Source organism: Synechococcus sp. MIT S9504 (assembly GCF_047497135.1).
GTDB lineage: Bacteria > Cyanobacteriota > Cyanobacteriia > PCC-6307 > Cyanobiaceae > Synechococcus_C.
In genome coordinates this window covers 909,180-935,083 of sequence record NZ_CP138942.1, presented here as the reverse complement: position 1 = coordinate 935,083, position 25,904 = coordinate 909,180, and the positions used below count along the sequence as shown (strand labels likewise).

21 protein-coding genes and 1 pseudogene are annotated in these 25,904 nt (G+C 56.8%); 12 read left to right on the top strand and 10 right to left on the bottom strand.

The window, feature by feature from the left end; translation table 11 throughout:
* Positions 1 to 279 precede the first annotated feature (279 nt).
* The 3 genes from SIB58_RS05355 (at position 280) to SIB58_RS05345 (ending at position 3,486) form a co-directional block, all read left to right on the top strand.
* Complete coding sequence (locus tag SIB58_RS05355; protein ID WP_067325728.1) at positions 280 to 1,587, top strand: diacylglycerol kinase family protein; 1,308 nt, start codon at positions 280 to 282, stop codon at positions 1,585 to 1,587.
* Positions 1,584 to 3,161: a metallophosphoesterase family protein gene (locus SIB58_RS05350; RefSeq protein ID WP_156486577.1), complete on the top strand. Its 1,578-nt coding sequence runs from the start codon at positions 1,584 to 1,586 to the stop codon at positions 3,159 to 3,161. Before SIB58_RS05355 ends, SIB58_RS05350 begins: the two co-directional genes overlap by 4 nt.
* Positions 3,162 to 3,291: 130 nt before the next feature.
* Positions 3,292 to 3,486, top strand: a complete 195-nt coding sequence (locus SIB58_RS05345; protein ID WP_066906660.1) for a hypothetical protein — start codon at positions 3,292 to 3,294, stop codon at positions 3,484 to 3,486.
* Positions 3,487 to 3,496: 10 nt separating this feature from the next.
* Here the strand turns inward: SIB58_RS05345 and SIB58_RS05340 are convergent, their stop codons facing one another.
* From SIB58_RS05340 to menD, 6 genes are all read right to left on the bottom strand, one after another.
* Positions 3,497 to 4,885, bottom strand: a complete 1,389-nt coding sequence (locus tag SIB58_RS05340) for a UDP-N-acetylmuramoyl-tripeptide--D-alanyl-D-alanine ligase (RefSeq protein ID WP_067325734.1) — start codon at positions 4,883 to 4,885, stop codon at positions 3,497 to 3,499.
* A complete protein-coding gene (locus SIB58_RS05335; RefSeq protein WP_067325737.1) occupies positions 4,882 to 5,661 on the bottom strand; it encodes a hypothetical protein in 780 nt (259 codons plus the stop codon). The genes SIB58_RS05340 and SIB58_RS05335 overlap by 4 nt, the downstream gene beginning before the upstream one ends.
* A 96-nt stretch (positions 5,662 to 5,757) precedes the next feature.
* On the bottom strand, positions 5,758 to 7,302 hold the full coding sequence (gene glgA, locus SIB58_RS05330) for a glycogen synthase GlgA (RefSeq protein ID WP_066906567.1): 1,545 nt from the start codon (positions 7,300 to 7,302) through the stop codon (positions 5,758 to 5,760).
* Between the two features lie 72 nt (positions 7,303 to 7,374).
* Complete coding sequence (locus tag SIB58_RS05325; protein ID WP_082823306.1) at positions 7,375 to 8,043, bottom strand: L,D-transpeptidase; 669 nt, start codon at positions 8,041 to 8,043, stop codon at positions 7,375 to 7,377.
* Between the two features lie 34 nt (positions 8,044 to 8,077).
* Positions 8,078 to 8,953: a 1,4-dihydroxy-2-naphthoyl-CoA synthase gene (menB, locus tag SIB58_RS05320; protein ID WP_066906569.1), complete on the bottom strand. Its 876-nt coding sequence runs from the start codon at positions 8,951 to 8,953 to the stop codon at positions 8,078 to 8,080.
* A gap of 14 nt (positions 8,954 to 8,967) precedes the next feature.
* Complete coding sequence (gene menD / locus SIB58_RS05315; RefSeq protein ID WP_067325740.1) at positions 8,968 to 10,698, bottom strand: 2-succinyl-5-enolpyruvyl-6-hydroxy-3-cyclohexene-1-carboxylic-acid synthase; 1,731 nt, start codon at positions 10,696 to 10,698, stop codon at positions 8,968 to 8,970.
* Positions 10,699 to 10,798: 100 nt separating this feature from the next.
* On the opposite strand from menD, the gene lepB reads away from it, so the two are divergent.
* A complete protein-coding gene (gene lepB / locus SIB58_RS05310) occupies positions 10,799 to 11,416 on the top strand; it encodes a signal peptidase I (protein ID WP_066906664.1) in 618 nt (205 codons plus the stop codon).
* A 14-nt stretch (positions 11,417 to 11,430) separates the two neighbouring features.
* Complete coding sequence (locus SIB58_RS05305) at positions 11,431 to 11,778, top strand: DUF760 domain-containing protein (RefSeq protein WP_066906666.1); 348 nt, start codon at positions 11,431 to 11,433, stop codon at positions 11,776 to 11,778.
* 49 nt (positions 11,779 to 11,827) lie between these two features.
* Here SIB58_RS05305 and SIB58_RS05300 read toward each other — a convergent pair whose 3' ends face one another.
* On the bottom strand, positions 11,828 to 13,018 hold the full coding sequence (locus SIB58_RS05300) for a DUF4336 domain-containing protein (RefSeq protein ID WP_066906573.1): 1,191 nt from the start codon (positions 13,016 to 13,018) through the stop codon (positions 11,828 to 11,830).
* Between SIB58_RS05300 and SIB58_RS05295 the strand changes: the two genes are divergently transcribed.
* The 7 genes and pseudogenes from SIB58_RS05295 to SIB58_RS05265 all read left to right on the top strand — a co-directional run bounded on the left by SIB58_RS05295 (position 13,007) and on the right by SIB58_RS05265 (position 19,895).
* On the top strand, positions 13,007 to 13,705 hold the full coding sequence (locus SIB58_RS05295; RefSeq protein ID WP_231884128.1) for a phosphoesterase: 699 nt from the start codon (positions 13,007 to 13,009) through the stop codon (positions 13,703 to 13,705). The genes SIB58_RS05300 and SIB58_RS05295 overlap by 12 nt on opposite strands.
* 240 nt (positions 13,706 to 13,945) lie before the next feature.
* Positions 13,946 to 14,422 (top strand): thioredoxin domain-containing protein, encoded by a 477-nt coding sequence (locus SIB58_RS05290; protein WP_197461098.1) that lies wholly within the window; start codon positions 13,946 to 13,948, stop codon positions 14,420 to 14,422.
* Between the two features lie 6 nt (positions 14,423 to 14,428).
* On the top strand, positions 14,429 to 15,277 hold the full coding sequence (locus SIB58_RS05285) for a cytochrome c biogenesis CcdA family protein (protein WP_066906579.1): 849 nt from the start codon (positions 14,429 to 14,431) through the stop codon (positions 15,275 to 15,277).
* Positions 15,274 to 15,786: a sigma-70 family RNA polymerase sigma factor gene (locus tag SIB58_RS05280; protein WP_067325745.1), complete on the top strand. Its 513-nt coding sequence runs from the start codon at positions 15,274 to 15,276 to the stop codon at positions 15,784 to 15,786. The genes SIB58_RS05285 and SIB58_RS05280 overlap by 4 nt, the downstream gene beginning before the upstream one ends.
* Positions 15,787 to 15,789: 3 nt before the next feature.
* Entirely contained in the window at positions 15,790 to 16,503 is a 714-nt protein-coding gene (locus SIB58_RS05275) for an anti-sigma factor (RefSeq protein WP_067325748.1), read from the top strand.
* Positions 16,504 to 16,775: 272 nt separating this feature from the next.
* Positions 16,776 to 17,126: pseudogene (locus SIB58_RS05270) on the top strand (alcohol dehydrogenase catalytic domain-containing protein); the annotation flags it as partial.
* A 489-nt stretch (positions 17,127 to 17,615) separates the two neighbouring features.
* On the top strand, positions 17,616 to 19,895 hold the full coding sequence (locus tag SIB58_RS05265; RefSeq protein WP_197461100.1) for an arylsulfatase: 2,280 nt from the start codon (positions 17,616 to 17,618) through the stop codon (positions 19,893 to 19,895).
* A gap of 663 nt (positions 19,896 to 20,558) precedes the next feature.
* On the opposite strand, the gene SIB58_RS05260 is transcribed toward SIB58_RS05265, so the two are convergent.
* From SIB58_RS05260 to chrA, 3 genes are all read right to left on the bottom strand, one after another.
* On the bottom strand, positions 20,559 to 22,058 hold the full coding sequence (locus SIB58_RS05260; RefSeq protein ID WP_414494712.1) for a DUF1254 domain-containing protein: 1,500 nt from the start codon (positions 22,056 to 22,058) through the stop codon (positions 20,559 to 20,561).
* A 142-nt stretch (positions 22,059 to 22,200) separates the two neighbouring features.
* A complete protein-coding gene (locus SIB58_RS05255; protein WP_082823310.1) occupies positions 22,201 to 23,760 on the bottom strand; it encodes a DUF1214 domain-containing protein in 1,560 nt (519 codons plus the stop codon).
* A gap of 673 nt (positions 23,761 to 24,433) precedes the next feature.
* Positions 24,434 to 25,618, bottom strand: coding sequence for a chromate efflux transporter (gene chrA / locus SIB58_RS05250; protein ID WP_067325759.1), 1,185 nt, complete (start codon positions 25,616 to 25,618; stop codon positions 24,434 to 24,436).
* Positions 25,619 to 25,904 lie beyond the last annotated feature (286 nt).

Here is a 25,904-nt window from a genome sequence, read left to right as displayed (position 1 = left end):
TCCGAGCCGATCCTCTACCAGATCTGTTGAGCATCCTGGCTGCTCCCAACCGCAGTTGGAGATGAAACCTGCACCTCTCGGCACGCAACCTCAGCACTTTTGGGATCTGTCAGCCTCAATCATCAGCTGACGCTGAACGTTCGATCCACTACCAACAAGGGTGTCGTGGATGGTGCATTTGCCATCAATCGCGGCCGACAGACTGTCAGAGAAGGATCTCGTGCAATCAACGACACGACCAATCCAGTTCCTGACGTCAGACCTCACGCCTGAGCATCGATGCCGTCGAAGATTGTTCTCAATGCCGATCTGAACGTCTGTTCAGCACTCAGATCCTGGGTCGGGAACAATAGTGAAGTGCTCAAAGGTTTCGATCTTCTGGTTGCCGAGGATGTACTTGAGCGCATGACCAGCGGCGGAAGCCTCGACAATCTCGCTGTTAGGTCTTCGCGAGCTATCGCTGATGGGGGCGATATCGAACTGGCCGCGACGATTCTCCACGGCGATGTCAGCGGCCTTGTCCATTTCCCTGCCCCAGGTGCTGAACGGGCCGGAGATGTGCTTTCAGAGCCCCTGCTACGCGCCGCGCTGCTCAACAACCTACCGATTGCTCTCAATCCCGCCACCGCGTCGGCAATCCTTCGTGGCATCAAGGGAAGTCGCCGGGGCTTTCTGATCTTCAACCCCATCGCCGGGCAAGGTGATCCCAACGCCGAACTCGCCGAGATCCGCAACTATCTCGAGCCGCAGATCATGCTTGAGGTGTGGATGACCAAACCCGGTCTGGATCCGGGCGTGCAGGCCCACGAACTGATCAAGGAGATCAACGCCTTCGATCAGGAGGGGCAGGGTAAATCGCTGATCATTGCCTCAGGTGGCGATGGCACGGTGGGTGCCGTGGCCAGTGCACTGCGGGGCACGGACATTCCGCTAGGCATCATTCCCCGGGGTACGGCCAACGCCTTCTCCGTCGCGCTAGGAATTCCAACGTCCGTCAAGGCTGCCTGCACCAATCTGATCCTTGGCAACACGCGGCTGGTGGATGTGGCGCTCTGCAATGACAAACCGATGATCCTGCTGGCAGGGCTTGGCTTCGAAGCCGGCATGGTGAACAAAGCCAGCCGCGAGCTGAAGAACATGCTGGGACCGATGGCTTACATCTTTTCGGGAGCCCGGCAGCTGGTCGAACAGCAACCCTTCGATGCCAAATTGATGATCGACGGCGAAACAACGGAAGTGCATGCCAGCGCCATCACCGTGGCCAATGCCGCGCCGGCCACATCCGTGATGGCTCAGGGATTTGGACAAGTGATCCCCGATGACGGCCAGCTTGAAGTGATCATCGCTTCACCACGGGGCCGGATGGGCGGATTCTCGGTGTTGTCGAGCCTGGCGAAATCGGCAGTTCTCAAGAACAGCGCCAACAATGCCGATATCTTCTGCGTACGCACCCATCAACTGAGCGTGACGCTTCCAAAGCCGCAGACCATGGTGATTGACGGTGAGATCGAGGAAACCGATCGCATGACCGTGTCGGTGATTCCTGATGCGCTGAAGGTCATCGCACCGATCCGTCTCAGCCCTTGAACCTCGCCAGCGACCCGCCGATCGAGCGCAAGATCATGCGCATGGCGCATCGTGTTCGCTGGCAGCATCCAGCGATCAGCGCTCGTGGGATTGACCAGACACGGCTGATGATCGAGCAGCCAGGCATGCACAGCAAGGAGCACTCCGCCTTTCACTTTCTAGTGGTCGGCGACAGTGGAACCGGCCGCCATCGACGCCACAGCCCCCCACGACACATCGCTGAACGTCTGCTACCGCACAAAGACAAGGCCGCTTTCCTGCTGCACACAGGTGATGTGGTGTACCTGGTGGGCGCCGCGGCCCAATACCGCAACAATTTCATCCGCCCCTACCGGGAATGGCTTTGCGGCGGTGACGACTGGGAAAGCATCAACCCGCAGAACCTGGTATTCAACAAGCCGTTTCTGCCGGTGCTCGGCAACCACGACTACTACGATCTGGCACCGATCATCTCAGCAGTGGCCGGATTGACCCTGCCACTGCGTCGCTATCTGCAGTGGTTTCACGACGTAGACACGGGATGGCGCGGATCCGATCAGGGAGGCTGCTTTGCCCATGCCTTCATGGATGTGCTGTCAGATGTGCCCAGCAGCCAGTTGGACGACTATCTCGACCGGCACTACAAAGCTGAATGGGATGGTCAACGCTGCCTGCAGTACCAACCCGGCCATCACACCAGATTGCCGAACCGCTACTACCGGTTTCGCCATGCCGGTGTAGACGTCTTCGCGCTCGACTCCAACACCCTGATTGCTCCATTGAGCAGTCACGATGACCAGGGGCTGCTGCGACAACAGCTGAAATCTCTGGACGAAAAGCAGAATCGCTGCCTCAAGGCCCTGTCTCTGCAAACCCGTGACGAACAAAAACGCGATCGATTGATGGACGATCTCGAAACCCTGCAGGAGGAACGGCTCGATCTGCAACGGAGGCTTCACCATCACGCCGCCGAGGATGGCGAACAGCTGACTTGGTTGCGCGACGGACTGATCGCATCCCATCGGGATCCCAGTGCACGCGGCCGGATTCTGACCCTGCATCACCCTGCCTACGTGACAGAGAGAACCAAATGGTCTCAGGCCGACACACTCGGCATCCGGCAACGTTTGCGCATTGTTCTGGATGATGTCAACACAGCCCTCGGCAAACAAAGCCGAAACATCCGTACCGTCGATCTCGTGCTCAGCGGACATGCGCACTGCCTGGAGATTCTGAGAACTCATGACACCGGTCACGGCGATTCATTCACCAACTGGGCTGTCTGCGGCGGCAGCGGCTACAGCCTTCGTGACCAACGCGGACAGGGACCGCACCTGAGCGAATCACAGAGCAACGGAAAGCAGCAACGAGTCGCCAGCAGTGACCTTTATGTAGGCAGAAGCTGGGCTGACTGCGATGGCGGCAAGGCTTACAGCGCCCTGCGAGTCGACATCAGCGAGGGCGTTCCTCTGCAGATCCGACTGACTCCCCTGATCTCCAATCGAAAGGAGGATGGCTGGAATGAGGTCACGATGGATCCGATTGAGCTGCCACAGGCTGATCAACTCAAAACAATGTTCTCAACTGCCGATTGAAGGATAAGCAACACTTGTTACAGGCCAGATCAACCAGGAAAACTAATACGAATCCCCCGATTCTCTTCAGGTGTTGCTGATGGCCTGAGGCTGATCATGCGTGACTTTGGGTGCATCCATCATTGGATCCATGAACGATCAGAAGCGCTACACAGTGAGTTATCGCGATGCCAGCAGCCAGCGGATCGAGTCCTGTTATTACGCCAGTGATGCATTCGAAGCCAGAGTGCTGGCGATGGAGGCGGTTCCCTACATCCGCAACCATCCCCATGCCATCGATCTGATTCGCTGCGAAGACGCCAAGTCAGGCGAGATTGCGGCCTAAGCCCCAATCCTCAAGGTTGCTTGAGCAAAGGAATCAATCGCTCAAGAGCCACTCCGCGGCTGGCCTTGAGCAATAGCGTGTCGCCCGGCTGCAGCCATTGGTTGAGTGCCTCTGCAGCCAGTTCGGGCGACTCCACAAGAGCAAAGCGGTTTAAAGGCTCCGCCGCTCGCTGCATGGCAGCGGCTTCCTCTCCCGACGCCACCGCCACCAGACCATCCAGTGCGAGCTGGACGGCTCTGGAGACAACGGCTTGATGCAGCTCGATGCTGCTGGCGCCGAGTTCGAGCATGGTGCCAAGTACGGCGAATCGACGACCAGGCTGCTGCGCCAGAAGATCCAAGGCTGCGAACACGGCTTCCGGCGAGGCGTTGTAAGTCTCATCCAAAAGATTGAGTGTGCCGATGCTCAGGCGCCTGTTACGGCCACCGGGAACGCTCACCTCGAGGCCCTGAAGATCGGCCAAGGAAACACCGAGTTCCGAAGCAACAGCGAGAGCCAGCATCAGGTTGCGGGCATTGTGACGCCCCTCCAGCGGACAGGAGAAGCGCAATCCCTCCAGGTTGAGCAGGCCATGCTGCGGCTCATAAACCCCTATCAGATCCGAAGCGGGACAATCACTCTCATGGAGGCCAGCGTCTCCATCACCCTCAAGGGCAACACGCAGCGTGCGTCCACTCCAGCAGCGCGACAGGGCCTCTTCCAGCAGGGGATCACCTGCTGGAATCACGATCACTCCCTGGGGAGACAGAGCGGCTGTGATCTCACATTTGGCCGTTGCGATGGCTTCACGGCTGCCAAGCCGACCGATGTGGGCCGTACCAATGTTGGTGATCACTGCAATCTGCGGCTCAGCGCAACGAGAGAGGCGTTCAATCTCACCCAGGCCGCGCATGCCCATTTCCAACACCACAGCAGCATGGCCTTGGTGTGCACCCATCAGGGTGAGCGGTACACCGATGTCGTTGTTGTTGTTGCTGACCGTGGCCTGAACGTCTCCAAGAGGCGCCAGCGCTGCACGGATCAGCTCACGGGTGGTCGTCTTCCCGGCTGAACCGGTCACGGCCACAACGCCGGCCTTCAACTGACGCCTGTGCAGCGTTGCCAGCTGCTGATAGGCCCAAAGCGTGTCTTCAACCTGCCAGTGCAACAGACCCTCCGGCAGGGGACCGTTCCAGTCACTGGCCACAACGGCTGCTTGCGCTCCCAGTTGCGAGGCTTGGTTCAGAAAGGTATGCCCATCAAAACGCTCACCGCGCAGGGGGATGAAGAACGCACCCGATTGCAGCTGACGACTGTCAGTGCAGACAGGCCCGAGCTCGCGCTCTAAATCCGCAGTGGTTGCCGGCCCTCCCTCGGGACGCCCCCAGAGCTGCACAAGCTGAGCAAGCTGCAGCGTCATGGCGAAGGCAACGGATCGAACATGATCATGCCGCCACCCACCCGAGCCGGTCTGGCCAGTAGATGCTGATCGACATCTTCGAGGGTGATGGCCTCATACCCCTGATCCTGCAGTGTCTTCCACCAGCTTTCCGCACGCTCGCGTCGGAGAGCCTGAGGCAGGTCCGACCACAGATCTGAATCCACAACCAGTACCGCAGCATTCTCAGCGGGAACAGGACGCGCGGACAGCAACAAGCCCGCTGGAGCAGCGCTATCAGCATCCACTTGCGCCAGCAGTTTCAACAAAGGATCCACCTTCAGGACAGGCGGCTCAGGCTTGAAGAATTCGAGAGGCTCAGGTGCCGGTGATACAAGCGGCATCGGCAACTGTTGAGGAGACGCTGTCGGAGAAATCTGGGGTGGATCTTCATCAGCCGGCAAGATTTCCGACTCTGTAATCAGCGGGCGGGCCTCAGGCAGTGGTGTCGTGCGAATGCGTTCGACAGCAGGAACGGGATCTGCATCAGTGACGTTCAACGCTGCTCGCAGCTGGACGCCACCGAGGGCAAGCACCAGCAAACCAACGGCCAGCAGGACAGGCCAGAACAGAGGGGCCAGATCCTGCGGCCAGAATCCAGGAGTCGATAGATCACCTTCACGATTACGGCGCCAGAGTTCCTGAAAGCGCAGGCGCAGATCGGCAGCCGCAGCTGGAAGGTCCTGACGCAGGGCTTGCCAAGGGCTCTGATAAGGAGCCGGAAGCGAGCGGTCATCCCTTGCGTCCTGATCCTGCATCACTCAAACATTGGGCCATGGATACCCGGTGCTGCCCAGTCAGTGCACAGCAAATCACCACCCATCATGGCCTTTTCTCACGGCGATGCGCTGGTTTTAGGAGCGTGACTGACGCAGCAAACGGGCCAGGGGGTTGCGACTGCCGCGACCGCGGCCATCGGCTTGCGGTGCTTGATCGGACTGCGGTTCAACGGCTCCGTTGCGTGATGGATCAGCGTCCTGGCCCTGAGAGAAACGCTCGACAGCAGCCGCATCGGGACCGGGTTCCTTCAGACCGCAGACATCCCTATACATCTGGTCGTACTCCAGGGCCGAGCGCGCCCAGCTGTAGTCCTCACGCATGCCTCGCAGCTGGAGCTGTTTCCAGCTGTCCTGATGTCGGTAGGCCTCCCAGGCACGAACCAGCGCGGTATAGAAGTCGACAGCTTCAAAGCGATCGAAACAGAATCCTGTCCCGACAGCGTTGCGGGGATCATGCGGCGGGACAGTGTCAACCAGCCCCCCCACCTTGCGAACAACAGGCACACTGCCGTAACGCATGGCATTGAGCTGACTGATACCGCAGGGTTCAAAACGACTCGGCATCAGGAAGGCATCACTGCCGGCATAGATGAGTCGGGACAGTGCGTCGTCGTAGGTGAGGAACACCGAAACCCTGCCGGGATGTCGGGAGGCGAGCTGCCACAGACCGGACTCCAGACCTCGTTCACCGGTCCCGAGCACAACAATCTGGGTATCGGTGTAAGCCAGAAGTCGATCGGCAACCTGAAGGAGCAGATCCACACCTTTCTGATCAACCAGGCGTGTCACCATGCCCAATACAAAGGCGTCATCGCGCACCTCAAGCCCCATCCGCTCCTGCAGTACGCGCTTGCAAACCAGCTTTCCACTGAGGTCATCAGCGCTGTAATTCGCTGGCAGGGTCTTGTCTGTGGCCGGATTCCAGGCCTCAAGATCGATGCCATTAAGGATGCCGCGCAGCTTGCCGGAGATGTAGTTCAGCAACCCCTCCAGTTTTTCGCCGTACTCGGAGGTGCGGATTTCCTGCGCATAGGTCGGCGACACAGCATTGACACCCTCTGCATAGAGGAGTGCTGCAGCCATCGTGTGGTCACCCTGCATGTACCAGGGGCACCAGGTCATGCGATCCAGCTTCCAGCGCCAAGGCCCCTGGTATTTGAGATTGTGGATGGTGAAGACCGTGCTGATTTCAGGGTCCTGATGCATCCAGACCGGGATCATCCCCGTGTGCCAGTCATGGCAATGCAGCACCTGCGGCTTCCACACATTCCAGGAAAATTCCGCCGCAGCACTGGCGAAGAAAGTGAAACGCCAGTCTTCGTCTTCGCCGCCGTAGATCCGCTCCGGGTCGAACACGGGATGGCCCACCAGGTACAGAGGAAGGCCATTGGTGGGATGACGGGTCTCGAACACTGCGAACTCAGTGCCCATGGTCTGCGCTCGCCAGATGGGTTCAGCCGGAATATCCAGCTGGCTCCAGAGCTTGCTGTAACCGGGCATGATCAGGCGCACGTCGTGGCCGAGCTGGGTCAGTGCTGGAGGCAGGGAGCCAACCACATCGCCCATGCCGCCCACCTTCACCATGGGTGCACATTCAGCGGCGGCAAACAGCACACGCATGGACGATCGATCCGGCTAAGCGGCGCGACTGTAAGCGCAATGCCGTTTGATCAGGCCTGGTGATCAGTTCGATCAGGGCAGCACGGTGACCGGAGTGCCGACACGCACCAGCTCGAAGACCTCCTGCACGTTCTCCTCGTAAAGACGCACACACCCGTGGGAGACAGCGCGACCCACCGTCCAGCGATAGGGGGTGCCGTGGAAGCCGGCCACCGTGCAGCCATCGATATCGAGGTACTGCTCTCCATCCCAGCCTTCGCGGCCTTTGCAGTCGCGGTAGAAGCCAATCCAGCGGCTGCCCAGAGGATTGGTCTCATCCTCCGGGCCTAGCTTCTTGCCATTCACCGGGTGGGTCCACACCGGTTTCTTCACCTTCTGCATCACGCGAAAACGGCCTGCAGGGGTTTCCCAGCCCACAGTGCCGACTGCGGCTGGAAAGCGTCGGGTGAGCACACCGTCGTGCAGCACAAGCAGCTGACGATGTTGACGATCAAGAACCAGCTGCAAACCCAGCCGCTGCAGCAGATCATCGGGAACCCGTTGCATGGATTCAGCATCCGAGACCGGCGCAGCCAGAGGGGGGATCGGGTCGGGTTCGCGCTTGGAGGAGGGCTGAGTTGTCTGCTCGGCAGAGTCAACGCTGAGAGACTCACTTTCAACGGACAGCGCCGCCCCAGGCAGCCACAACAGCAATGCCGCAAGAGCCGGCAGGCCTGAAACCAAGGAGATGCGAACCGGCATCGCTGCGACAAGCAGGAGATTTGTCCCTGTTTAGCTAGGGCAACCAGGGAGAAGAAGAGAAATCGGGATCACGCTTCTGCAGAAAAGCGTTACGACCCTCCTGACCCTCCTCCGTTCGGTAGAAGAGATGGGTGGCCTGACCCGCCAGCTCCTGAAGCCCGGCAAGACCGTCGGTCTCGGCATTGAAGGCAGCCTTGAGGCAGCGGATCGCCGTGGGGCTGTGCTGCAACACCTCCTGGGCCCAGCGAACACCCTCGGCCTCCAGCTCCTGCAGGGGAACCACAGCATTGACCAGCCCCATGGCGAGTGCCTGCTCAGCGCCATAACGACGACAGAGAAACCAGATCTCCCGCGCCTTGCGCTGGCCCACCACCCGGGCCAGGTAGCCGGCACCGAATCCCCCATCGAAGCTGCCGACCCTCGGTCCGGTCTGGCCGAACACGGCGTTATCGGCCGCCAGGCTGAGGTCGCAGAGCAGGTGCAGCACCTGGCCGCCGCCGATCGCATAGCCCGCCACAAGGGCGATCACCACCTTGGGCAGGCTGCGGATCATCCGCTGCAGATCGAGAACATTGAGGCGCGCAAGACCCTGTTCATCGAGATAACCGCCATCACCGCGGACGCTCTGATCACCGCCGGCGCAGAAGGCATAGCCACCGTCTTCTGCAGGTCCGACCCCGGTGAACAACACCACGCCGATGCTGCTGTCGTCACGGATGCGGGCGAACGCATCACAGAGCTCCGCCACGGTGCGAGGACGGAAGGCATTGCGCTTGCGAGGTCGATTGATGGCAACCCTTGCGATGCCTGAGTCGTTGCGATCAAGCAACACATCCTCGTAGTGTCCCCAGGGATGCCAGATCACCCCCGGATCACCGGGCAAGACCGTGCGGGACAACGAGTCAGCCATGGCAGCGACGACGATCAGGCTTCCGTTGTACCGCCCCGGGACTGCTGCAGTGCAGCGACCGCGAGCTCACGCAGCTGCCGGCGCAATCCAGCATCGGCGGTTCGATCAGTGCACATGCGCAGCAATGCCGTGCGCTGCTGCGCCAGTCCCCACTCCAGAGCTGACGGCAGATCCTCAAGCCGGCTCAGCTGACGAGCGGGCACCGCATGGGCCGCTGCCAGAGCAAGGGGGTCCAGGCGCTGGGGCATGGCGAACAGCTGATCAAACGAGCTGGATGCAATCGAGGCAATCGGTAGCTGGGCAAAAATCCCGCCACCGGCGTTGTCGATCAGCAGCACCAGCAGAGGGGGGGAGGATTCGCTGGCCAGCAGCCAGCCGTTGCTGTCGTGCTGCAGCGCAAGATCACCGCAGATCAGCACAGTGGGGCCCTGAACACGGGCCAGGCCGATTGCCAGCGACAGGGTGCCGTCGATGCCGGAAGCCCCGCGGAAGCTGAAACAGCGACGTGACCCGAGATCGGCCGCAGCGAAGGTCTGCCAGTCGCGCACAGGACTGCTGGCGGCGAGCATCAGCGGCAGCCCCTGCGGCAACAGTTCAGGCAGGGCCTTCATCAGTGCGGGCTCAGTGACACCGCCTGCAGCCGGCAGGTGCTGATCCAGAACGCCTTGCACCTTTGCATCGGCCTCACTCCAGGCCGTGAGCAGCTCCCTGCAGTTGAAAGGAGCGAAGCGGGCATCAGCGCTGACGGCGTTCCACCAGGCCGCCAGGCCACTGCTGCATTGCCGCGACAACCCCAGTGGATCAAGGCAGCGGGGGTCGCCTTCAGTGATCAGAAGCTGGCCCGAACCAAAACTGCGTAACCAGCTCTCCAGACGCCGGCTTGCAGGAAGTGGACCCAAGCGCAGAACCTGAAGGCCTGCCTCAGCAGCCGGCAGAAACTGCGGCAACAGCAGCTCCCAGTGGCGAATCAGATTGGGCAGGTCTGCGGGAATCGCGGCCAGCTGGTCGGCCAGCACAGGCCAGCCGGTGGATTCGGCGACAGCCCTGAGTGCCTGCTGATAAGCGGGCCTGTCTGCTTCAAGGCCTCGCCAGGGTCCGGCCACCACCACGCCGGGACGGGACCATTCGAGGCGATCGGTTGGTGGGTCGGCAGCCGAGGCCGATGGCCGGCGAAGCTGCCGCTGCTGAGGCACAACGCAATCCCAGCCTGACCAGGCCCGTTGCTGGTCTTCGCGGCTGGGATGCAGGGGCTCCTCGAAGGGGAGATTGAGGTGCACCGGTCCGGGTTGGACGAGCGTCTGCAGCCAGGCCTCGCTCGCCAGCGAGTCCAGCTGGGTTGGCGAGAGCCGGTGCAGACCCTCCAGGGGGCCAGTCGAGAACAACCGACAAACGGGTGCCAGAAAGTCCTCCTGATTCACCGTCTGGTTGGCACCGCAGTTCTTGAGGCGCTGCGGACGATCGGCGGTGAGCAACAGCAGCGGCAGACCTGAGCGATCGGCCTCCACCGCAGCGGGCAACAGATTGGCCACAGCAGTGCCTGACGTGGTGATCACAGCCGCAGCATGTCCGGATGCAGCTGCCATACCGAGGGCGTAGAAGGCGGCAGAGCGCTCATCAATGGCCGTGGTCAGCCACAGGACTCCCTGATCAGCCAGGCCACCCGCCGCCAGCGCCAGTGGTGCGGAACGACTGCCAGGGCAGAGCACCACCCTTTCCAGCCCTTGCCGCTGCAGGCACAGCAACAGACCGATCGCTGCAGCAAGATTGTCGGCGGCGTGACTCAGACCTGATGCCGAGGCTGATGCGATCCTCGGTCAACGCCAACCCTCATTGCTGACGCTGCTGATGAGCGAACCGTCCGCCGACTCCAACAAGCGTCAGGGGAGCTGGCGCTCCTTGCTGATCTGGGTGCTGCTGGCACTGCTGCTGCGCTGGATCGTGGTGGAGCCGCGCTGGATTCCATCTGGATCGATGCTGCCCACCCTGCAACTGCAGGACAGGATTCTGGTGGAGAAACTGCGTCCACGCTTTGACCGGGCGCGCCATCAACCATTGCCCCTGAACAGCATCGTGGTGTTCAGGGTTCCTGAGCCGCTGGTGCAGGCCGGCTATGACCCGGATTCGGCCTTGATCAAGCGGGTGGTGGGCAGGCCCGGTGACCTGCTGGAGGTGCGTGATGGCCAGCTCAGGCGCAATGGAGAAGCCGTGAATGAGCCCTGGCTGAACGAAGCCATCAACTACGAGATGGCCCCGGTCACCGTGCCAGAAGATGAGCTCTGGGTCATGGGTGACAACCGCAATGCCAGCCTTGATTCTCACCTCTGGGGGCCCTTGCCGCAGGCGGATGTGATCGGAACGGCAATCCTGCGCTATTGGCCGCTCAGCAGGTTCGGTCCGATTCGGTTCTCCCGACCGGACGCCTTAGTGACGGAGAGCACAGCTGCGATAGGGTCTAGTGCATGACGGAGAGCGATGGGATGTTCAACCCTGAGTTTCTGACCACTGACAGCCAGGAGGGTCAGCCCGTCAATGGCTTGATTCAGTACCTGCAGGATCAATCACCTGACGTGCTTCAACGCGTGGCCAAATCGGCCAGTCCGGACATTCAGGACATCATTCGCCACAACGTTCAAGGTCTGCTCGGAATGCTTCCCGGTGAACAGTTCGAAGTGAAGGTGACCTCCAATCGCGACAATCTGGCCAACATGCTCGCTTCGGCGATGATGACGGGTTACTTCCTGCGCCAGATGGAGCAACGCAAGGAGCTGGAAGAGACTCTTTTCGGCGACGATGAGATGGCGATTGACTCTGATTCAGATATCTGAATCCGACGAGTTGCTGACTTGGATCAACGCTTCAGTCGTTCATACGCTTTCACGACTGAGAAGCGTTGGGAACAACGCCGAGATCGAGCAGCGTTTGATCAATGCTTCCTAGGAATTCCCAGTTGCCTTCACTGGGAGCCCACGGCCTCATCATCAGTTGTTCGCGCAGCTGCACAATCTGCAGGGTTGAAAACGCGAGGGGAGCTGAATAGTGGGCCGGCACCAGCCAGCGCACGTCCTTCAGCTGCTCCACACACGCGAGCCAACTGATCAACGCCTGTCGTTCCCGCGGGAGCACCAATCGCTCCAGCACCGGGGCCACCTGCAATCTCGGTTGGTCGTCTCCCATCAGGGCGTTAGCCGAGTCAAGCCATCCTGGTTGCCAGGCAAAGGGATAGACCCCGAAATGGGCCCGTGCACTGCGCAGCCCGGGGCGGAAAGCATGCCGGATCACCTGCAAAAGGCCGGGCACATCGAGGGGTTCGGGGCGCAGGTAGGAGGCAAACAGCACAAGCCGCGACCAGCCGCGGCGGCGGTTGTCAGGAGTGTCCTCAAAGGGTTGATCACCGCGATCACGGGCATGAAACAGCAATGGAGTTGGATCGCACTCAAAGACCTCCGGTGGTTGCGAGGAAATTCCCAGCAGAGCGTCTGTCACCAGTAAGGCACCGGATGGGCGATGCAGACAGCTCACCTCCTGAAAGCAGCCGACACCCAGGTCAAGGGGGCCAAGTGAAATCCACTCGCACACCTCGGGATGGGGAACACCATCATCGAGCAGCACCCGTGTTCTGGCTGCGGGGATCCCAAGCCAGGAGAGTGGGAGCTGAAGCGGAAAGCTCCACTGGTTGGGGCAGACCCAGAGGTCAGCATCCGGAAAGGCCCGGGCCAGAGGACCCATCGGCAATTTGTGCTCCAGGCCCGAGGCTGTGGGCAACACGATGCTGCACACCGGACCGTGCTCAGATTCAAGGGTGCGAATCAAAGCGCGGAGCTCGCCGGTGGGAGGCAGCGGATTCACCAGCATCAAACCGCCGGGAACCTTCACCACCGTGAGCCGGATCGGCACCGCCACGTAATACACGCCCTGAAGCTGCTCAAGGCTCCAGACCTGTCCTGGAATCAGCTCTTCAAAGTGAGTGGCACGGCGGCCATACGGATACAACGGCAGCAGCGGCCACCAGGGCCAGCTTTGGTCCTCCGACGAGATGCCTTCAGTTGCACTCAGATGGCCTGGCATCACTCAAATCAGCTGTTCCTTTGGAGTTCAGGACTAGTGCTCCTGGCGAGACCCGCCCTAGATGACCCTATCGGGGAAGAAAGGAACCCATACAGCTGGCAGGAAGAGCAACTGTTATCGCTGCATGGCTACCGCGGAGAAGCCAAAGCCGAAGAATTACATCGACAGTCAGATGACTCTGAGGTTCAGCGGTTGCTGCAAACAGTGAATACAGACCACCTCAACTGGCTGGCTTCGCTGCAATTCGGCTTGATTGAACTGGACTGCGGGCTGATCCACGGCAGTTCAGCGGATGTGGGCACAGTGAATACATACCACCTCAACTGGCTGGCTTCGCTGCAATTCGGCTTGATTGAACTGGACTGCGGGCTGATCCACGGCAGTTCAGCGGATGTGGGCGATGAACTCGATGAAACGACCTCACCATTGATCCTTCTCGACAGACTCACTCGCCTGGATGTCAATCGACTGTTCACTGCGCGCAGTGGACGTCAATTCCGACTGCAGCTCACCGGAGGGCAGATTCGATCAAGAGTGAAAGATCACACTCGTGAACAGTTGCACGAACAGCCGGTGCCAAGACGCAGCGTGATAGGTGTTGGATCTGGGGCTGATTACACCCTGTTCGACCCTGCCAGTGATCACATTCAGTTTCGAAGTGTTCACGATCAACTCAGAGCTCGATGATGGTTTCCAATTGAACTGCTGAGTCAATTCAGGTCCATTCAGATCGGCTGTGGTCATTTCTATCAGCGATCCAATACAGGCCGAATCAGCCTGCATTGCAAAAGACTGATCCAAGGCCGGCACCTAGAAGTTCTTGGGCTCGATAGGGCTCGTAGAGCTGTCGTCAGCATGACATCGATCCGGTTTTGAATCCGATTGAGGACTTGGCCGGTATGGAGCTTCAGTGATTCAAAACTCGCTTTGAAACAGCTTGCACTGCCCTCCTATCTGCTTGGAGCTGCTTTGATACCCGTAGTCGCGTCTTTGGCACCACTACTAGAGACGCCACTGTCGTTTTCTCTCACAAAACCAGCCATTGCAGCAAGCCCTCTCTCTAAATCTCTCCAAGGAAAACCAGTGCTGGTTGAGGTTTATGCGACCTGGTGTAGCGCTTGCCAGAACATCAAACCAGTGATGAACTCTCTTCGCCAGAAGGAAGGTAACTCAGTGCACTGGGTTCGTTTTGATGTCTCAAACCCAACCGCCGCCAAGCAATCTGCAACACGGGCGGAGAAACTCGGCTTATCCCAATTCTTCAAAAGCAACCGGAGTCAAACCAGTCTGGTGAGCATCTTCAATCCAGAAACCGGTGCTGCAGTCAACACGTTTCGTGCACAGACCAAAATCGATCCTTACCTCAGGGCCATCAAAACAACACGTGCAATGCTTAATCGCTGAGAGAAAATGTTATCTTCTACGAAAAACCTCTGGCGCTCTCGACGCACTCAATTGTTACTCCTCGCCTTGACCGCAGCCGTCATCGCCGCGTCAGCAGGAGCAATTGAATCAGCTGTTCTATCAATCAGTCAGAACTATGCCAACTGGCTTACGCAATTGACAGGAAATCATGGCTGGTCTGTTTTAGGGTTGCCAGTACTGGCTTTAGGAGGCGGATTGATAGCCAGTGTGTCACCGTGCGTCCTCGCCCTACTTCCAGTGCAGCTCTCTTATCTCGGGGCTCAGAATCAACAACGTCCGAACACTGGCAAGGTCATTGAGTTCAGCCTTGGAGTGATTACGGCCTACAGCATTCTTGGGTTGTTCACATCTCTGGCAGGAACATTGATCATTGATCATCGCGGTGGATTGTTCATCACTGCTGGCGTGATTGTGATTGCCATGGCACTGCAATTGAAAGGTTGGGGACCACGCGTTCCCTGGCATCGCCTCAATATGGGAGTTATCAAAGCACCAGGATGGGTCAACAAATTACCGAAAGGACCTTGGTTGATTGGATTCACCTTCGCACTGGTCACATCCCCCTGTGCAAGTCCTGTGCTTGCCGCTGTACTCAGCAGCGCAGCGGCTGCTGGCTCACCCCCCTTAGCGGTCATAGCAATGATCATGTACGCCATTGGATACAGCATGGTGATCCTTTTGGCAGGCTTAGGTGTTGAACTCGGTGGTATCCGCCGCCACCTCCTCGAAAGAGGTGATCAGATCACGGGGATCAGTGCCATGGTTCTTCTAGCTTTTGGTGCGTTCTATCTGTTGACGGGGATTCAGGATCTGCAGCTACAGGGTCAGATGTGAGCTCAACAGTTGTTGTCAGCCCAGATCAGCTGGCCCTCCTCTACGACGAACATGCACCATCGGTGTACCGACTCGCCTTCAGTCTCCTTTCCCAGAAACAGGAGGCTGAAGATCTCACTCATGATGTGTTCTTAAGGCTGCAGCGTGGTGGCTTCGATTCGAATCGCGGAGAAATTCGTCAATACCTTTTGCTGCTGACACGATCGATGGGTATCAACAGGATTAACAAGAGGCGCAATCGTCGCCAAATCCTTGAAAGATTCAGGCCAGGTCATGGTCAACAGGATCCTGTTGATCTTCAAGCTATTGATGCCAGATTCCGGCTTGAAAAGGCTCTGGCCGAACTCTCACCACGTGAACAGCAGATTCTCACCATGAATTATCGCCAAGACATCAGTCAAAGCAACATAGCAGCCTCACTTCAACTACCACTGGGCACTGTCAAAACGATCAGTCGTCGGGCATTACTCAAACTCCGTAGCGCACTTTCTTCACAGGAGGATTGCTGAACAATGTCTTCACCATCTCAACCCAACGATGACTTCACTAAGCGAGATGAACTCTTGGCTGGCAGAGTTCTGGGAAACCTCAGTTCTGAGGAAACAGAATTGTTGGCGCATGAATCAATTTCAGCAGAAGAAGAAAACCTGATAATAGAATTGAAAGCTGCTCACAGCCGAATGGAGTCACATTCTGCACCGCCACCTTCGGCTGCAGTCAGAGAAAGATTACTGGATTCCTCACGTCAAAAAAGGACTTTCAATCCCCAGAGCTGGTTCATCGGAGTCTTACTTTTAAGTCTTGCTTTCACAGGTGGAGAGCTTTATCGATCCAAGCTTCAGATCGCAAACCAGAGAGGCGCAATTGCCCCAATCGCTCGACATCCTGGTGATCGCGCAGTTGAGCTTCATGCCACGGCAGCAGGAAACATGCAAGGCGTTCATGGTGAGATTCTCATTCGTCCTGGACAAGCAAGCAATATCCTCACATTGAATCGATTACCGCAGGCACCTGAAGGAAGGCTTTACAGACTCTGGGCTATAACACCTGAAGGAGTTAAAGGCTGTGTTCACTTCCTTCCGGATCAAGGGGGAAATGTGACCATGACCATCCCTCCACAACCCACCGGGTCAGCAACAAAACTGCTGATCAGCCTCGATCCGATTTCATCCCGTAACGCGACTGACGCTCAGCCAGAACAACCTGTGCTGTCCGGCGCGATCTGATCATGTTGAAAATTTGTGCTGACCTTCCGGATAAAGCCATAGATCAACCCAGACGAGCCTCCTTTTAAGACTCTGAACCTTTGAACAGATGCTGGAAGGCCCTTCAATGGTAGGAAAAGTCAGAACCGTCATTGGCTTACTGAAGCTCTGCATTTATGTGCGGGGGTTTGCACTCGCCTCCCTTCAGGCCATCAAGTTATTCAAGGACCCGATCTCAAGGATGCGCGGGGAACTTTCGAGCACGTGATGAATGAAGTGTTGAACTGAAATCCATGATTCGCTCCCGAGCAGCTGTGGCATGGGTTGCGGGCCAACCTCTCGATATCACTGAGATTGATGTGACCTCACCTCAGCACGGGAAAGTTCTGCTGAAAATTGTGGCAACGGGGGTCTGTCATACAGACGCATACACCCTGTCTGGTTCAGATCCCGAAGGGCTGTTTCCTGCCGTCCTCGGACATGAAGGTGGTGCCGTGGTGGTTGAGGTGGGAGAAGGCATTACCTCGGTGAAATGCAGAGATCATGTAATTACCCTTTACACCCCGGAGTGTGGTGAATGCAGCTATTGCCGCTCAGGTAAGACAAACCTCTATCAAGTGATCCGAACCAACCAGGGCCAGGGTTCAAATAAACCTCGGAATTGCGCTGAGCTGATATCCAGTAAGTCAATGCCCATAGTCCTGCCCAGTTGCACGATAAATCAGAGACAACTCAGGGACCACTACACAAAAACCACTGTAATCAGCCAATTTTGAGTGGCACCATTAGCCACCAAGGCCAGCTTTGATCCTGAGCCGATATGCCCTCAGAAGCACTCAGATATCTGGAGAATGCCGCTATGGCAAAACGCTCTTAGGAAGTCCTGCCATAAGGAAATCTTCGGTTTCGGATGTAATTTTCGGTGATATGAAAGTGTTGAAATAAACCGCATAAACATTATTCGCCACATCTATAACAAATCAATTCAGTCGCGATAGGGACACAACAAAATGAGAGATCGAGCCATATCTGAACGGTTGAGGCTGCTGTACGCCCTTGCTGCCTTCTTTTCCATCGCGGGGTGTGCAACATGTGCCCCAGCTCTGTCTACCGAATGGCCTGACCGACGCCACTTGCCGATCGAGCCGTACCAAGAACTCGGAAAGATTGCTCCGTCTGTGGGTGGAAGCGATCCTATTGATTGGCCCAAGGAGATCGAAGCACCAAAGGGTGCTCCGAACGTGCTGCTGGTGATGATGGATGACGTGGGATTCGGTGCAAGTTCAAGCTTTGGCGGCCCGATTCCAACTCCCACCCTCGACAGGGTTACGAAAAAAGGATTGCGTTACAACGCATTCCATACCACGGCGGTGTGCTCCCCCACGCGGGCAGCACTAATCACGGGACGCAACCACCATGTCGCTTCTACCGGCATCATCATGGAGTTTTCGACGCCCTATCCGGGATATCACAGTTTAGTTTCCCGCAGTGTCGGCACCATCGGTGAGATTCTCACCGCCAACGGCTACGGCACTTCCTGGTTTGGCAAGAACCATAATGTTCCGGATTGGCAGACTTCGCCCGCAGGCCCCTTCCACCTCTGGCCAACAGGCTTGGGCTTCGAATATTTCTACGGTTTTCTTGGAGCCGATGCCCACCAGTTCCGCTCGCCGATTTATGAGAACACGGTGCCCATCGAGCCTTATCTAGGGAAGAAGGATTTCCACCTTGATGAGGCGATGGCGGACCGTGCAATCGCCTGGATGAGGACACAGAAATCCGTCTGGCCTAATAAGCCTTTCTTCGCTTATTACACACCGGGTACTGCGCATGCCCCCCATCACGCTCCGAAAGAATGGTTAAACAAGTTCAAGGGGAAGTTTGACCACGGTTGGCATCGTCAGCGAGAAATGACGTTCGCCAAGCAAAAGGAGATGGGAATCATTCCTGCCGATGCCGTACTCAATCCCTTCACGAATGATTATCAGAAATGGGACGAACTCAATACTGATGAGAAACGGATTGCTGCGAGAGGTATGGAGGCCTATGCGGCTGCGCTCGCGCATGCCGATTATCAGGTGGGTCGTGTAATTAATGCCATCGAAGAGATGGGCGAGTTGGAGAACACCCTTGTCATCTACATCATGGGAGACAATGGTTCAAGCGCGGAGGATCCCACAGGCATCGGAATGACGAGTGAGATTGCCACCATGGGCAACAAGGTGGCCGATCGGCCCGAGTACATGCTTGAAAATCTGGATGAATTCGGAGGCATGTGGTTCGAAAATCACTACTCCCACAGCTGGGCGCACGCGATGAACACGCCTTTCCAATGGGACAAAAAAATTGCCTCCCACCTGGGAGGATCTCGCACTGGAATGGCCTTGATGTGGGGCGACCGAATTAAGGATCCTGGTGCTGTCCGCAGCCAATTCAGTCATGTTAATGACATCGTACCCACAATCCTTGAGGCTGCGAGCCTTCCCGAGCCAGAAACAATCAATGGCTTCAAGCAGGTGCCAATGAACGGCAAGAGCCTGCTCTATACACTCAATAATCCTGATGCACCAGAGCAACATAAGACCCAATATTTTGAGGTCATTGCAAACCAGGGCGTATACCATGATGGATGGATAGCCAACAGCACTCCGAAGCGACTGCCCTGGGAGGGCAGGGGCCCCAGCAATCCTGATCCGTTCAACGACTACGAGTGGGAGCTCTACAACCTCAGAGAGGATTTCAGTCAGTCTAAGAATCTGGCCAAGGAGAACCCCGAAAAGCTTGAGGAACTTCGTGCCATTTTTATATCGGAAGCCAAGAAGAACCAAGTCTTTCCACTCGACGACCGCTACATCGAGCGGGCCGACCCTGCCAACCGTCCGGAACCAAACCGTGGCCGGAAGGAGTTCGTATACTACGACGGCACCTTCCGCATCCCTGAAGGAGCAGCAGTGAGCGTGAAAAACACCTCATTCAAGATCACTGCCAAACTCTTCATCCCGGAAGGTGGTGCCGAAGGAATGATCATCACCCAGGGCGGTTGGTTTGCCGGTTGGGGATTAATGCTGCTCGAAGGCAAGCCAACCTTCAAGTACTCGCTTTCTCACTACCCGGAGCACAAGCACACGATCAAGGGCAAAAATGTGCTCCCCGCAGGTGACCACACGCTCGTGGCCGATTTCGACTACGAGGGAGGAGGAGTTGGAAAAGGAGCAACAGTCACCCTTCTCCTCAACGGCGAGGAAGTGGCAAAAGGAAATATTCCGGCAACGGTACCGACCCGTTTCTCCATGACCGAAGGTCTGGATGTTGGCAGGGATGCCGGATTGCCCCTCACAAAGGATTACGACGTCCCCTTCCGCTTCACCGGCAAGATCGGAAAGGTGGTTGTCACACTTGAAGGCGAAGAGTGAACTTAAACTCTGGATTGGATCACTCCACCCATTGGCTGATCACAATCAAAAGCAACCAATTGTCTTGATTGATCAATGAATAATCCAAATCCGGGCAAGACTTAAGAGCGCTAACAAGTCCTCATTCTGTGAAAAGGTACTTTGTTTGGCCTTGTATTCATGGCGCTGTCATGACAAACGCCAAACGTAGCCATGGCCATAGGCGTTGTGGAACACACCACCCACATCAGGGTCAGAGTAATCACAACAGCTGAGCCATTACTGTTGCCAACAAACAACGGCCATTTAGATTGCCGGGTCGATGACATCTCCCCCGACCTTAAAAAGTAATGACGAGGACAATACTGATAGCAATACAGGCTATGAATTAGCACTTGCCCACAATCACGCCCAGTTGCATAAAAATCAAGGGACAACTTAGGGATCAACCCCCTAGAGCCTTCGCAATTAGGGGCTCCAGATTGGCAGCAGCGGCCACCAGGGCCAGCGCTGATCAGCAGGATTCTCAACAGCTTTAGCCACCACGCCCCCCAATCAATGCAGTAATTCTGCAGAGGAATGGATCAGGCCAGGGGAAAGCACCAACCGCGGCACAGAACAGCACCACTCTCTACGCAAATGGTGCGTGTGTCTGTTTGCATTTACGGCATGAAATTTGTCAAGCTAATTAACTATCTCGAAGTCGCCTGGCATCCAGCTTTTTTCGAACCAAGGTTCAAGCGGACCGTAGAGACGAAGGATCGCGTTGTATCCCTTGCCGGGCATGGTCTGCACCCAATTCCCTTCTTGTCCTTCAGGTGCACTGGGACCGAAGTAAACGGTCGCAGACCCATCATCATTGAGTTTCACGCCTTTTGAGTTGCTATCCAAACCACCGGTGACCTGGTCGGTCTCGAGGATCGAACGAGTCTGATTGTCGTAGACCATGAACGACCAGAAGTCCTTGGCCGGGATCGGCGCAGGCAAAGTCACCTTGTAGGTCATCGCTCCATTCAGAGGCACGCCATTGATATCAGTGGTTGCCATCGCATAGACCGACCCCTTGCCAACCATCGGCTTGACCATCATTGGGGTGCTGCCCGTGGCGTAGTAGTAAAAGATCAGGCGATCATCTAACACTCGCTCGCCATTATTGAGAAACTCATGGCTCCCTCCAGCAAGGGGTGAATACCACTGGCGCTTCCCGGGGTAGAAGTAAACCTCTTCGTCACGAGGTCTGAAGACGGCAACCCGGGCATAGGCATTAGCGATGGTGGAAGCTTCGGTGAGAATCTTATTCATCCGATCGTCCGGGTTGAACTGCTGTCCTTTTTTGATGCCAATCGCCCCAGCTAGCCCTACAAGCTCAGGATCCCAGGCGGTCGCGGGCTCATACTGAATCACTTCATTGATCTCGTCATAGAAGCTCGAATCATTGGCGTGAATGGTGTTGTATTGCTTATTCGACAGATTGATAAATTCGGTCGTCTTCGGATTGTTGGCGTCTGCAAGCGGGTAAATCTTGAAGGTCTTCTTGAAGGCTTCAATAGCTTCCTTGGTTTCACCCGGCTTGGCGGCGATACGCATCAAGGCCCAATGGCGGTAAGTCTTTGTCTTTGAGACGAAATATCCTTCGGGGATCTCCCCTTCATAGTCAGGGCCTACCAAGAGGTATTTGCCTCCTTGGCCCTTGTCGGCACCGACCAATCCAAGGTCTGTGACATAACGGAAGAAGGCATCATTCACAAAGCCGAGCACCGGTGTGCCGATGTCGAGCACGACGGGTCCGTCTTTCACATCGATTTCCGCATGCACGTAAGGCGTGGTCGTCTGTGGCGTCAGCCACAGGGAACGGGCATTCATCAACTCCTCAGTGATCCCCACCGAGCGGTTGGGTTCGAGACCGATCTCGACGTGCCCGTTAAGCATTCCATACATCGAAGCGGCTGGCGTTCCATTGATAAACAGTTCAACCGCACGGGAAATGTCTACGAAGTTGCTCACTTTGGAGACAGTTTCCTTCGTTGGAAATCCGTCTTGAAATGTCAGGTCGCCGAGGTAACTGCTCTCCATCTTGTCGGGAGTTAGCAATTTCTCGGTAACCTTCGCCTTATAGGTTGGACTCTCCTGCGCTTGAAGGGGTGAAAAGGCAATTGACCCTGCAAGAACCGCGGCGGTGAGCATGAGGTGCTTGGTTGTCATTCTCTAATCTCCTGATTGTTGAATTGGATTGCCTGACGACATTGATGTGGCATGAAGGACTGATTTCACCTCCCGACTAAAACTTTTGCTAGCAGCCCCTTTGTGGAGCTTTCTCATGCAATCGTTAGTTCACAGGCATGATGTCCTGCAAGGGATAGGTCTGATCGAAATAGGCCTGAGTCGGTCCGTAGAAGCGCAGATAGGAGAACCAGCTCTCATCGGGATTGGTCTGAATCCAATTGGCTTTCTCAACGCCGACCGGCAATTCAGGGCTGAAATGCAACGTCACTGAACCATCGTCGTTCTCAATCAGACCCGTTCTGGAGCTCAGTGCAGCCCTGCCTTCATCGTTGTGAATCAGCGTGCGGGTGTTGACGTCATAAACCACAATCGACCAGAACACCTCAGCAGGCGCGTTGGGCGGCATCGTCAGCTTGTAGTGCTTGTCGCCTTCCAAAAAGTTGCCATTGCCATCCTTGTATGCCGTCCGATATTGCTGTCCTATGCCTGCCTGCTCGATGTAATAGGCCTTGCCCCTTGAAACAGCTTCCCAGGTGAATGCAGCCCTGCGATAAAGCTGATCCATATCACCATCTCGGTCATCCACCGTGACCACCATCAGCTGATCCCAGTGGGTGCCCTTGTAGGGATCATTGTTCGAGAAAGGCTTATCAAAGGTGATCGATTTGAGCATGGCCTCACCGATCACGGCAGCTTCCTTCAAGACCTCACCCTGAGCAGACGTTGGCTGAAAGGGTTGGCCCTTCTCCAGACCAAGCGAGGCGAGCATGCTCAGGAAGAAGCGATCGCGATCTTCAAAGACTTCGCGATCCATGATTTTTTTCAAGGCTTGCCAGTAGGCCATCCCATGGGGCTGCCATTGCCCCCACTCGGTGGTTTCATCCACGTCAATGATCGGATGCAGGGTGGGATTGGCTCGTTTTGCGTAAGGAAAGATGCGAAAGCTTGATAACAACTGATCGGCCTCAACAGGATCGGGCATCAGGGCCCTGATCCCTAGAAACGCAATATTCGAGCCATTGCGAATGACGGTGTACTCATGGGTATCCAGACCATCGGGAATAGCCATCTGAGGCGCAAGGATGAGCAGCTTCGCGCCATTGCCCTGATCAGGACCCGACATCCCGAAATCATGAATGCCACGCTGCCAGATGTCGTTGACCACCCCTGCTGACATTCCTTTGGGAATGTCAAAAACCAATGGACCTGTTCTCGAAAGATCGGCAAAGGCAACTGCATAGGGAGTCGTGGCATTGGCAGTCAGAATTCCTTGCTTCGCCTTGGGAGAGGTAAGCCGCACAATCTGGCCATCCTTGGCAGCGAAAAGCTCCTCATGGGACTCAAGCCATCGGGCGTAACTGACAATCGGAGCGGCCCAGATATAAGCCTGCGTTGCCTTGTGAAAATCGAGCTCGTTCTTCAGTGCATCGATGGTCTCAAGACTGGGATACCCTCCGGCAAAACCACCCTTGGTGAAGGTGAGATCACCAATGCGAGATCTCAGTGTCTTGGGAGAACTCTTTCCATAGGCCCTGAATTCTCCGGGGCTGAGTGCATCTTTGATGTCTGTGACATCAGCGGATTGAGCCTTGGCGATCGGACCCCGCTCAGCCAATCCGCCAAAAACTAGACCCAAGGACAAAGCAATCGGGAGAGAACGCATGAAGATTGAAAACTCTGGTACGAAAGGAATTTGTAGCTTGAATATTAATCGAGCTGCAGAAAAACTTGGTACTGATAGTGCATTCTTTGTCTTATGGACGCGTGCAGCGTTGCCAACCGATTTTCTGTAGATTGATTCACATTTCGATGCCTAAGTGCTAAGAATTCGCTTCTGCCTGATGGGTTTCCCAAGCCGTGCTGAAAAGGGATAGTCGCTCACGAGAATGTACTGAGCATGTTGCGTTGCTGCATCGGCCTTGAGCTGAATGAGCATCCCTTCATGCCTGTTCACCAGCCAAACCATGAGCTTTTTCTTCCGCCGCTCTCGACTGCTTAGCTGAAACCAGGGTTCAAGACCCTCAGGGGCCATTCTTCAAGCCGTTGACTCTTGATTCCACAAAACTGAAACAAGGGTCACAACGACGGATCCCAGTCCCGCCGGTTCAAAGTACCCAGCCTCGTCATGCCGATTTGGGAGTCGAGCAGTTGCCCACAATCACGCCCAGTTGCACAAAAAACTGAGGACAACTGAGGGATCAACCCTCTAGAACCATTGCAATCAAACACTCCTAAGTGGCATCAGTGGCCACCAAGGCCAGCGCTGATCAGCAGGATTCACACCAGCTCCAACCACCACGCTTCCCATCAATGCAGTGATTCTGCAGAGGAATCGATCAGGCCAGGGTCAAACCACCCACTCCGGCGCAGAACAGCACCACCCGCCACGCCGGTTGCCGCCAGCTCACCAACAGCACAAACGCCACCAAGGCCAGGCTGAACTCAGCGCCACCGCGGATGCCTGTTTGCCAGACGGGTTGAAACAACGCTGCAAGCAGGATGCCCACCACCGAAGCGTTGATGCCCAGCAGGGCTCGACGCATCGGAGCCAATCGGCCCAGGTCACTCCAGAAGGGCAAGAGCCCGCCAATCAACAAGAACGAGGGAAAAAAGAGGGCAACGAGCGCCATTACAGAACCGGTAGTGCCCTGAAGCCCAGGCTGCAGATTAAAACCAAGAAAGGCCGCGAAACTGAACATCGGCCCCGGCACCGCCTGGGCGGCGCCGTACCCCGCTAGAAACTGCTGCAGGTCAATCCACCCGCTCGGCACCAGCGCTTGCTCCAACAGGGGAAGCACCACATGGCCACCACCAAACACCAAAGCGCCCGTGCGCAGGAATGCACTGAGTTGCTGCACCAGCAGCGGCCTGGCATCAACGGACAGCCAGGGCAGGGCCACCAACAGCAGCACAGCAACACCAAGCAATCCAACCGCCACCGAGCGCCGAAGCGGAACCACGAGACGTTTTGTTGCCAATGGCTCCAGAGCAGGCGGCGTCAAGGCATACAACCCCACCAACCCTCCGAGCAGTAAGGCCAACAGCTGAGCCCAGACGCGAGGCACCAACAGCACCAGCACGGCAGCGGCCACCATCAAGCTGGTCCGCTGCCGATCGGGAGCCAGTTTGCGCTGCAGGCCCAGAACGGCCTGGGCCACCACGGCCACAGCCGCCACCATTAAGCCATGCACCCAACCCCCGTTCATCCAACTGGGATGGGCTGAGAGCAGCGACGCCGCTAGCACCATCAACACAGCGGAAGGCAAGGTAAATCCGGCCCAAGCCGCCAGACCGCCAAGCCATCCAGCCCGAATCAGACCTAAACCCATGCCCACCTGGGAACTCGAAGGTCCGGGCAAAAGCTGACAGAGCCCAACGAGATCGGCGTAGGCCTCAGTGGTGATCCAACGCTCCCGCTGCACAAAGCGCTCGTAAAAGTAACCAAGGTGCGCCACCGGGCCACCGAAGGAGGTCAGCCCCAACACGAAGAACTGAACAAACACCTTCAGCGGCAGGGGCATCTCGACACCAGAACCAGTAACGACTGCCAACAAACAACGGCCAGTGAGATTACGAAGTCAATGGCATCTGCCCAAGACCTCAACAGTGGTGACGAGGACCACACTGATAGCCATTCAGGCTGAGAATCAGAACTAGCCCAGATTCACGCTCAGTTGCACAACAAATCAGAGACAACTCAGGGCCAAGCCCTTGAAATTAATTTCAAGATTTGGGAGCCAATTGGCAGCAGCAGCCACCAGGGCCAGTGCTGTTCAGCAGGTTGGATGCTGTCTGCAGCCACTCAGC

What these genes read in the sequence shown, in the direction of transcription:
- SIB58_RS05355 (WP_067325728.1), top strand. Translation starts at nt 280, where the DNA reads ATGCCGTCGAAGATTGTTCTCAATGCCGATCTGAACGTCTGTTCAGCA.
- SIB58_RS05345 (WP_066906660.1), top strand. Translation starts at nt 3,292, where the DNA reads ATGAACGATCAGAAGCGCTACACAGTGAGTTATCGCGATGCCAGCAGC.
- SIB58_RS05340 (WP_067325734.1), bottom strand. Translation starts at nt 4,885, where the DNA reads ATGACGCTGCAGCTTGCTCAGCTTGTGCAGCTCTGGGGGCGTCCCGAG.
- SIB58_RS05335 (WP_067325737.1), bottom strand. Translation starts at nt 5,661, where the DNA reads ATGCAGGATCAGGACGCAAGGGATGACCGCTCGCTTCCGGCTCCTTAT.
- glgA (WP_066906567.1), bottom strand. Translation starts at nt 7,302, where the DNA reads ATGCGTGTGCTGTTTGCCGCCGCTGAATGTGCACCCATGGTGAAGGTG.
- SIB58_RS05325 (WP_082823306.1), bottom strand. Translation starts at nt 8,043, where the DNA reads ATGCCGGTTCGCATCTCCTTGGTTTCAGGCCTGCCGGCTCTTGCGGCA.
- menB (WP_066906569.1), bottom strand. Translation starts at nt 8,953, where the DNA reads ATGGCTGACTCGTTGTCCCGCACGGTCTTGCCCGGTGATCCGGGGGTG.
- lepB (WP_066906664.1), top strand. Translation starts at nt 10,799, where the DNA reads ATGAGCGAACCGTCCGCCGACTCCAACAAGCGTCAGGGGAGCTGGCGC.
- SIB58_RS05305 (WP_066906666.1), top strand. Translation starts at nt 11,431, where the DNA reads ATGTTCAACCCTGAGTTTCTGACCACTGACAGCCAGGAGGGTCAGCCC.
- SIB58_RS05295 (WP_231884128.1), top strand. Translation starts at nt 13,007, where the DNA reads ATGGCCTGGCATCACTCAAATCAGCTGTTCCTTTGGAGTTCAGGACTA.
- SIB58_RS05300 (WP_066906573.1), bottom strand. Translation starts at nt 13,018, where the DNA reads ATGCCAGGCCATCTGAGTGCAACTGAAGGCATCTCGTCGGAGGACCAA.
- SIB58_RS05285 (WP_066906579.1), top strand. Translation starts at nt 14,429, where the DNA reads ATGTTATCTTCTACGAAAAACCTCTGGCGCTCTCGACGCACTCAATTG.
- SIB58_RS05275 (WP_067325748.1), top strand. Translation starts at nt 15,790, where the DNA reads ATGTCTTCACCATCTCAACCCAACGATGACTTCACTAAGCGAGATGAA.
- SIB58_RS05260 (WP_414494712.1), bottom strand. Translation starts at nt 22,058, where the DNA reads ATGCTCACCGCCGCGGTTCTTGCAGGGTCAATTGCCTTTTCACCCCTT.
- SIB58_RS05255 (WP_082823310.1), bottom strand. Translation starts at nt 23,760, where the DNA reads ATGCGTTCTCTCCCGATTGCTTTGTCCTTGGGTCTAGTTTTTGGCGGA.
- chrA (WP_067325759.1), bottom strand. Translation starts at nt 25,618, where the DNA reads ATGCCCCTGCCGCTGAAGGTGTTTGTTCAGTTCTTCGTGTTGGGGCTG.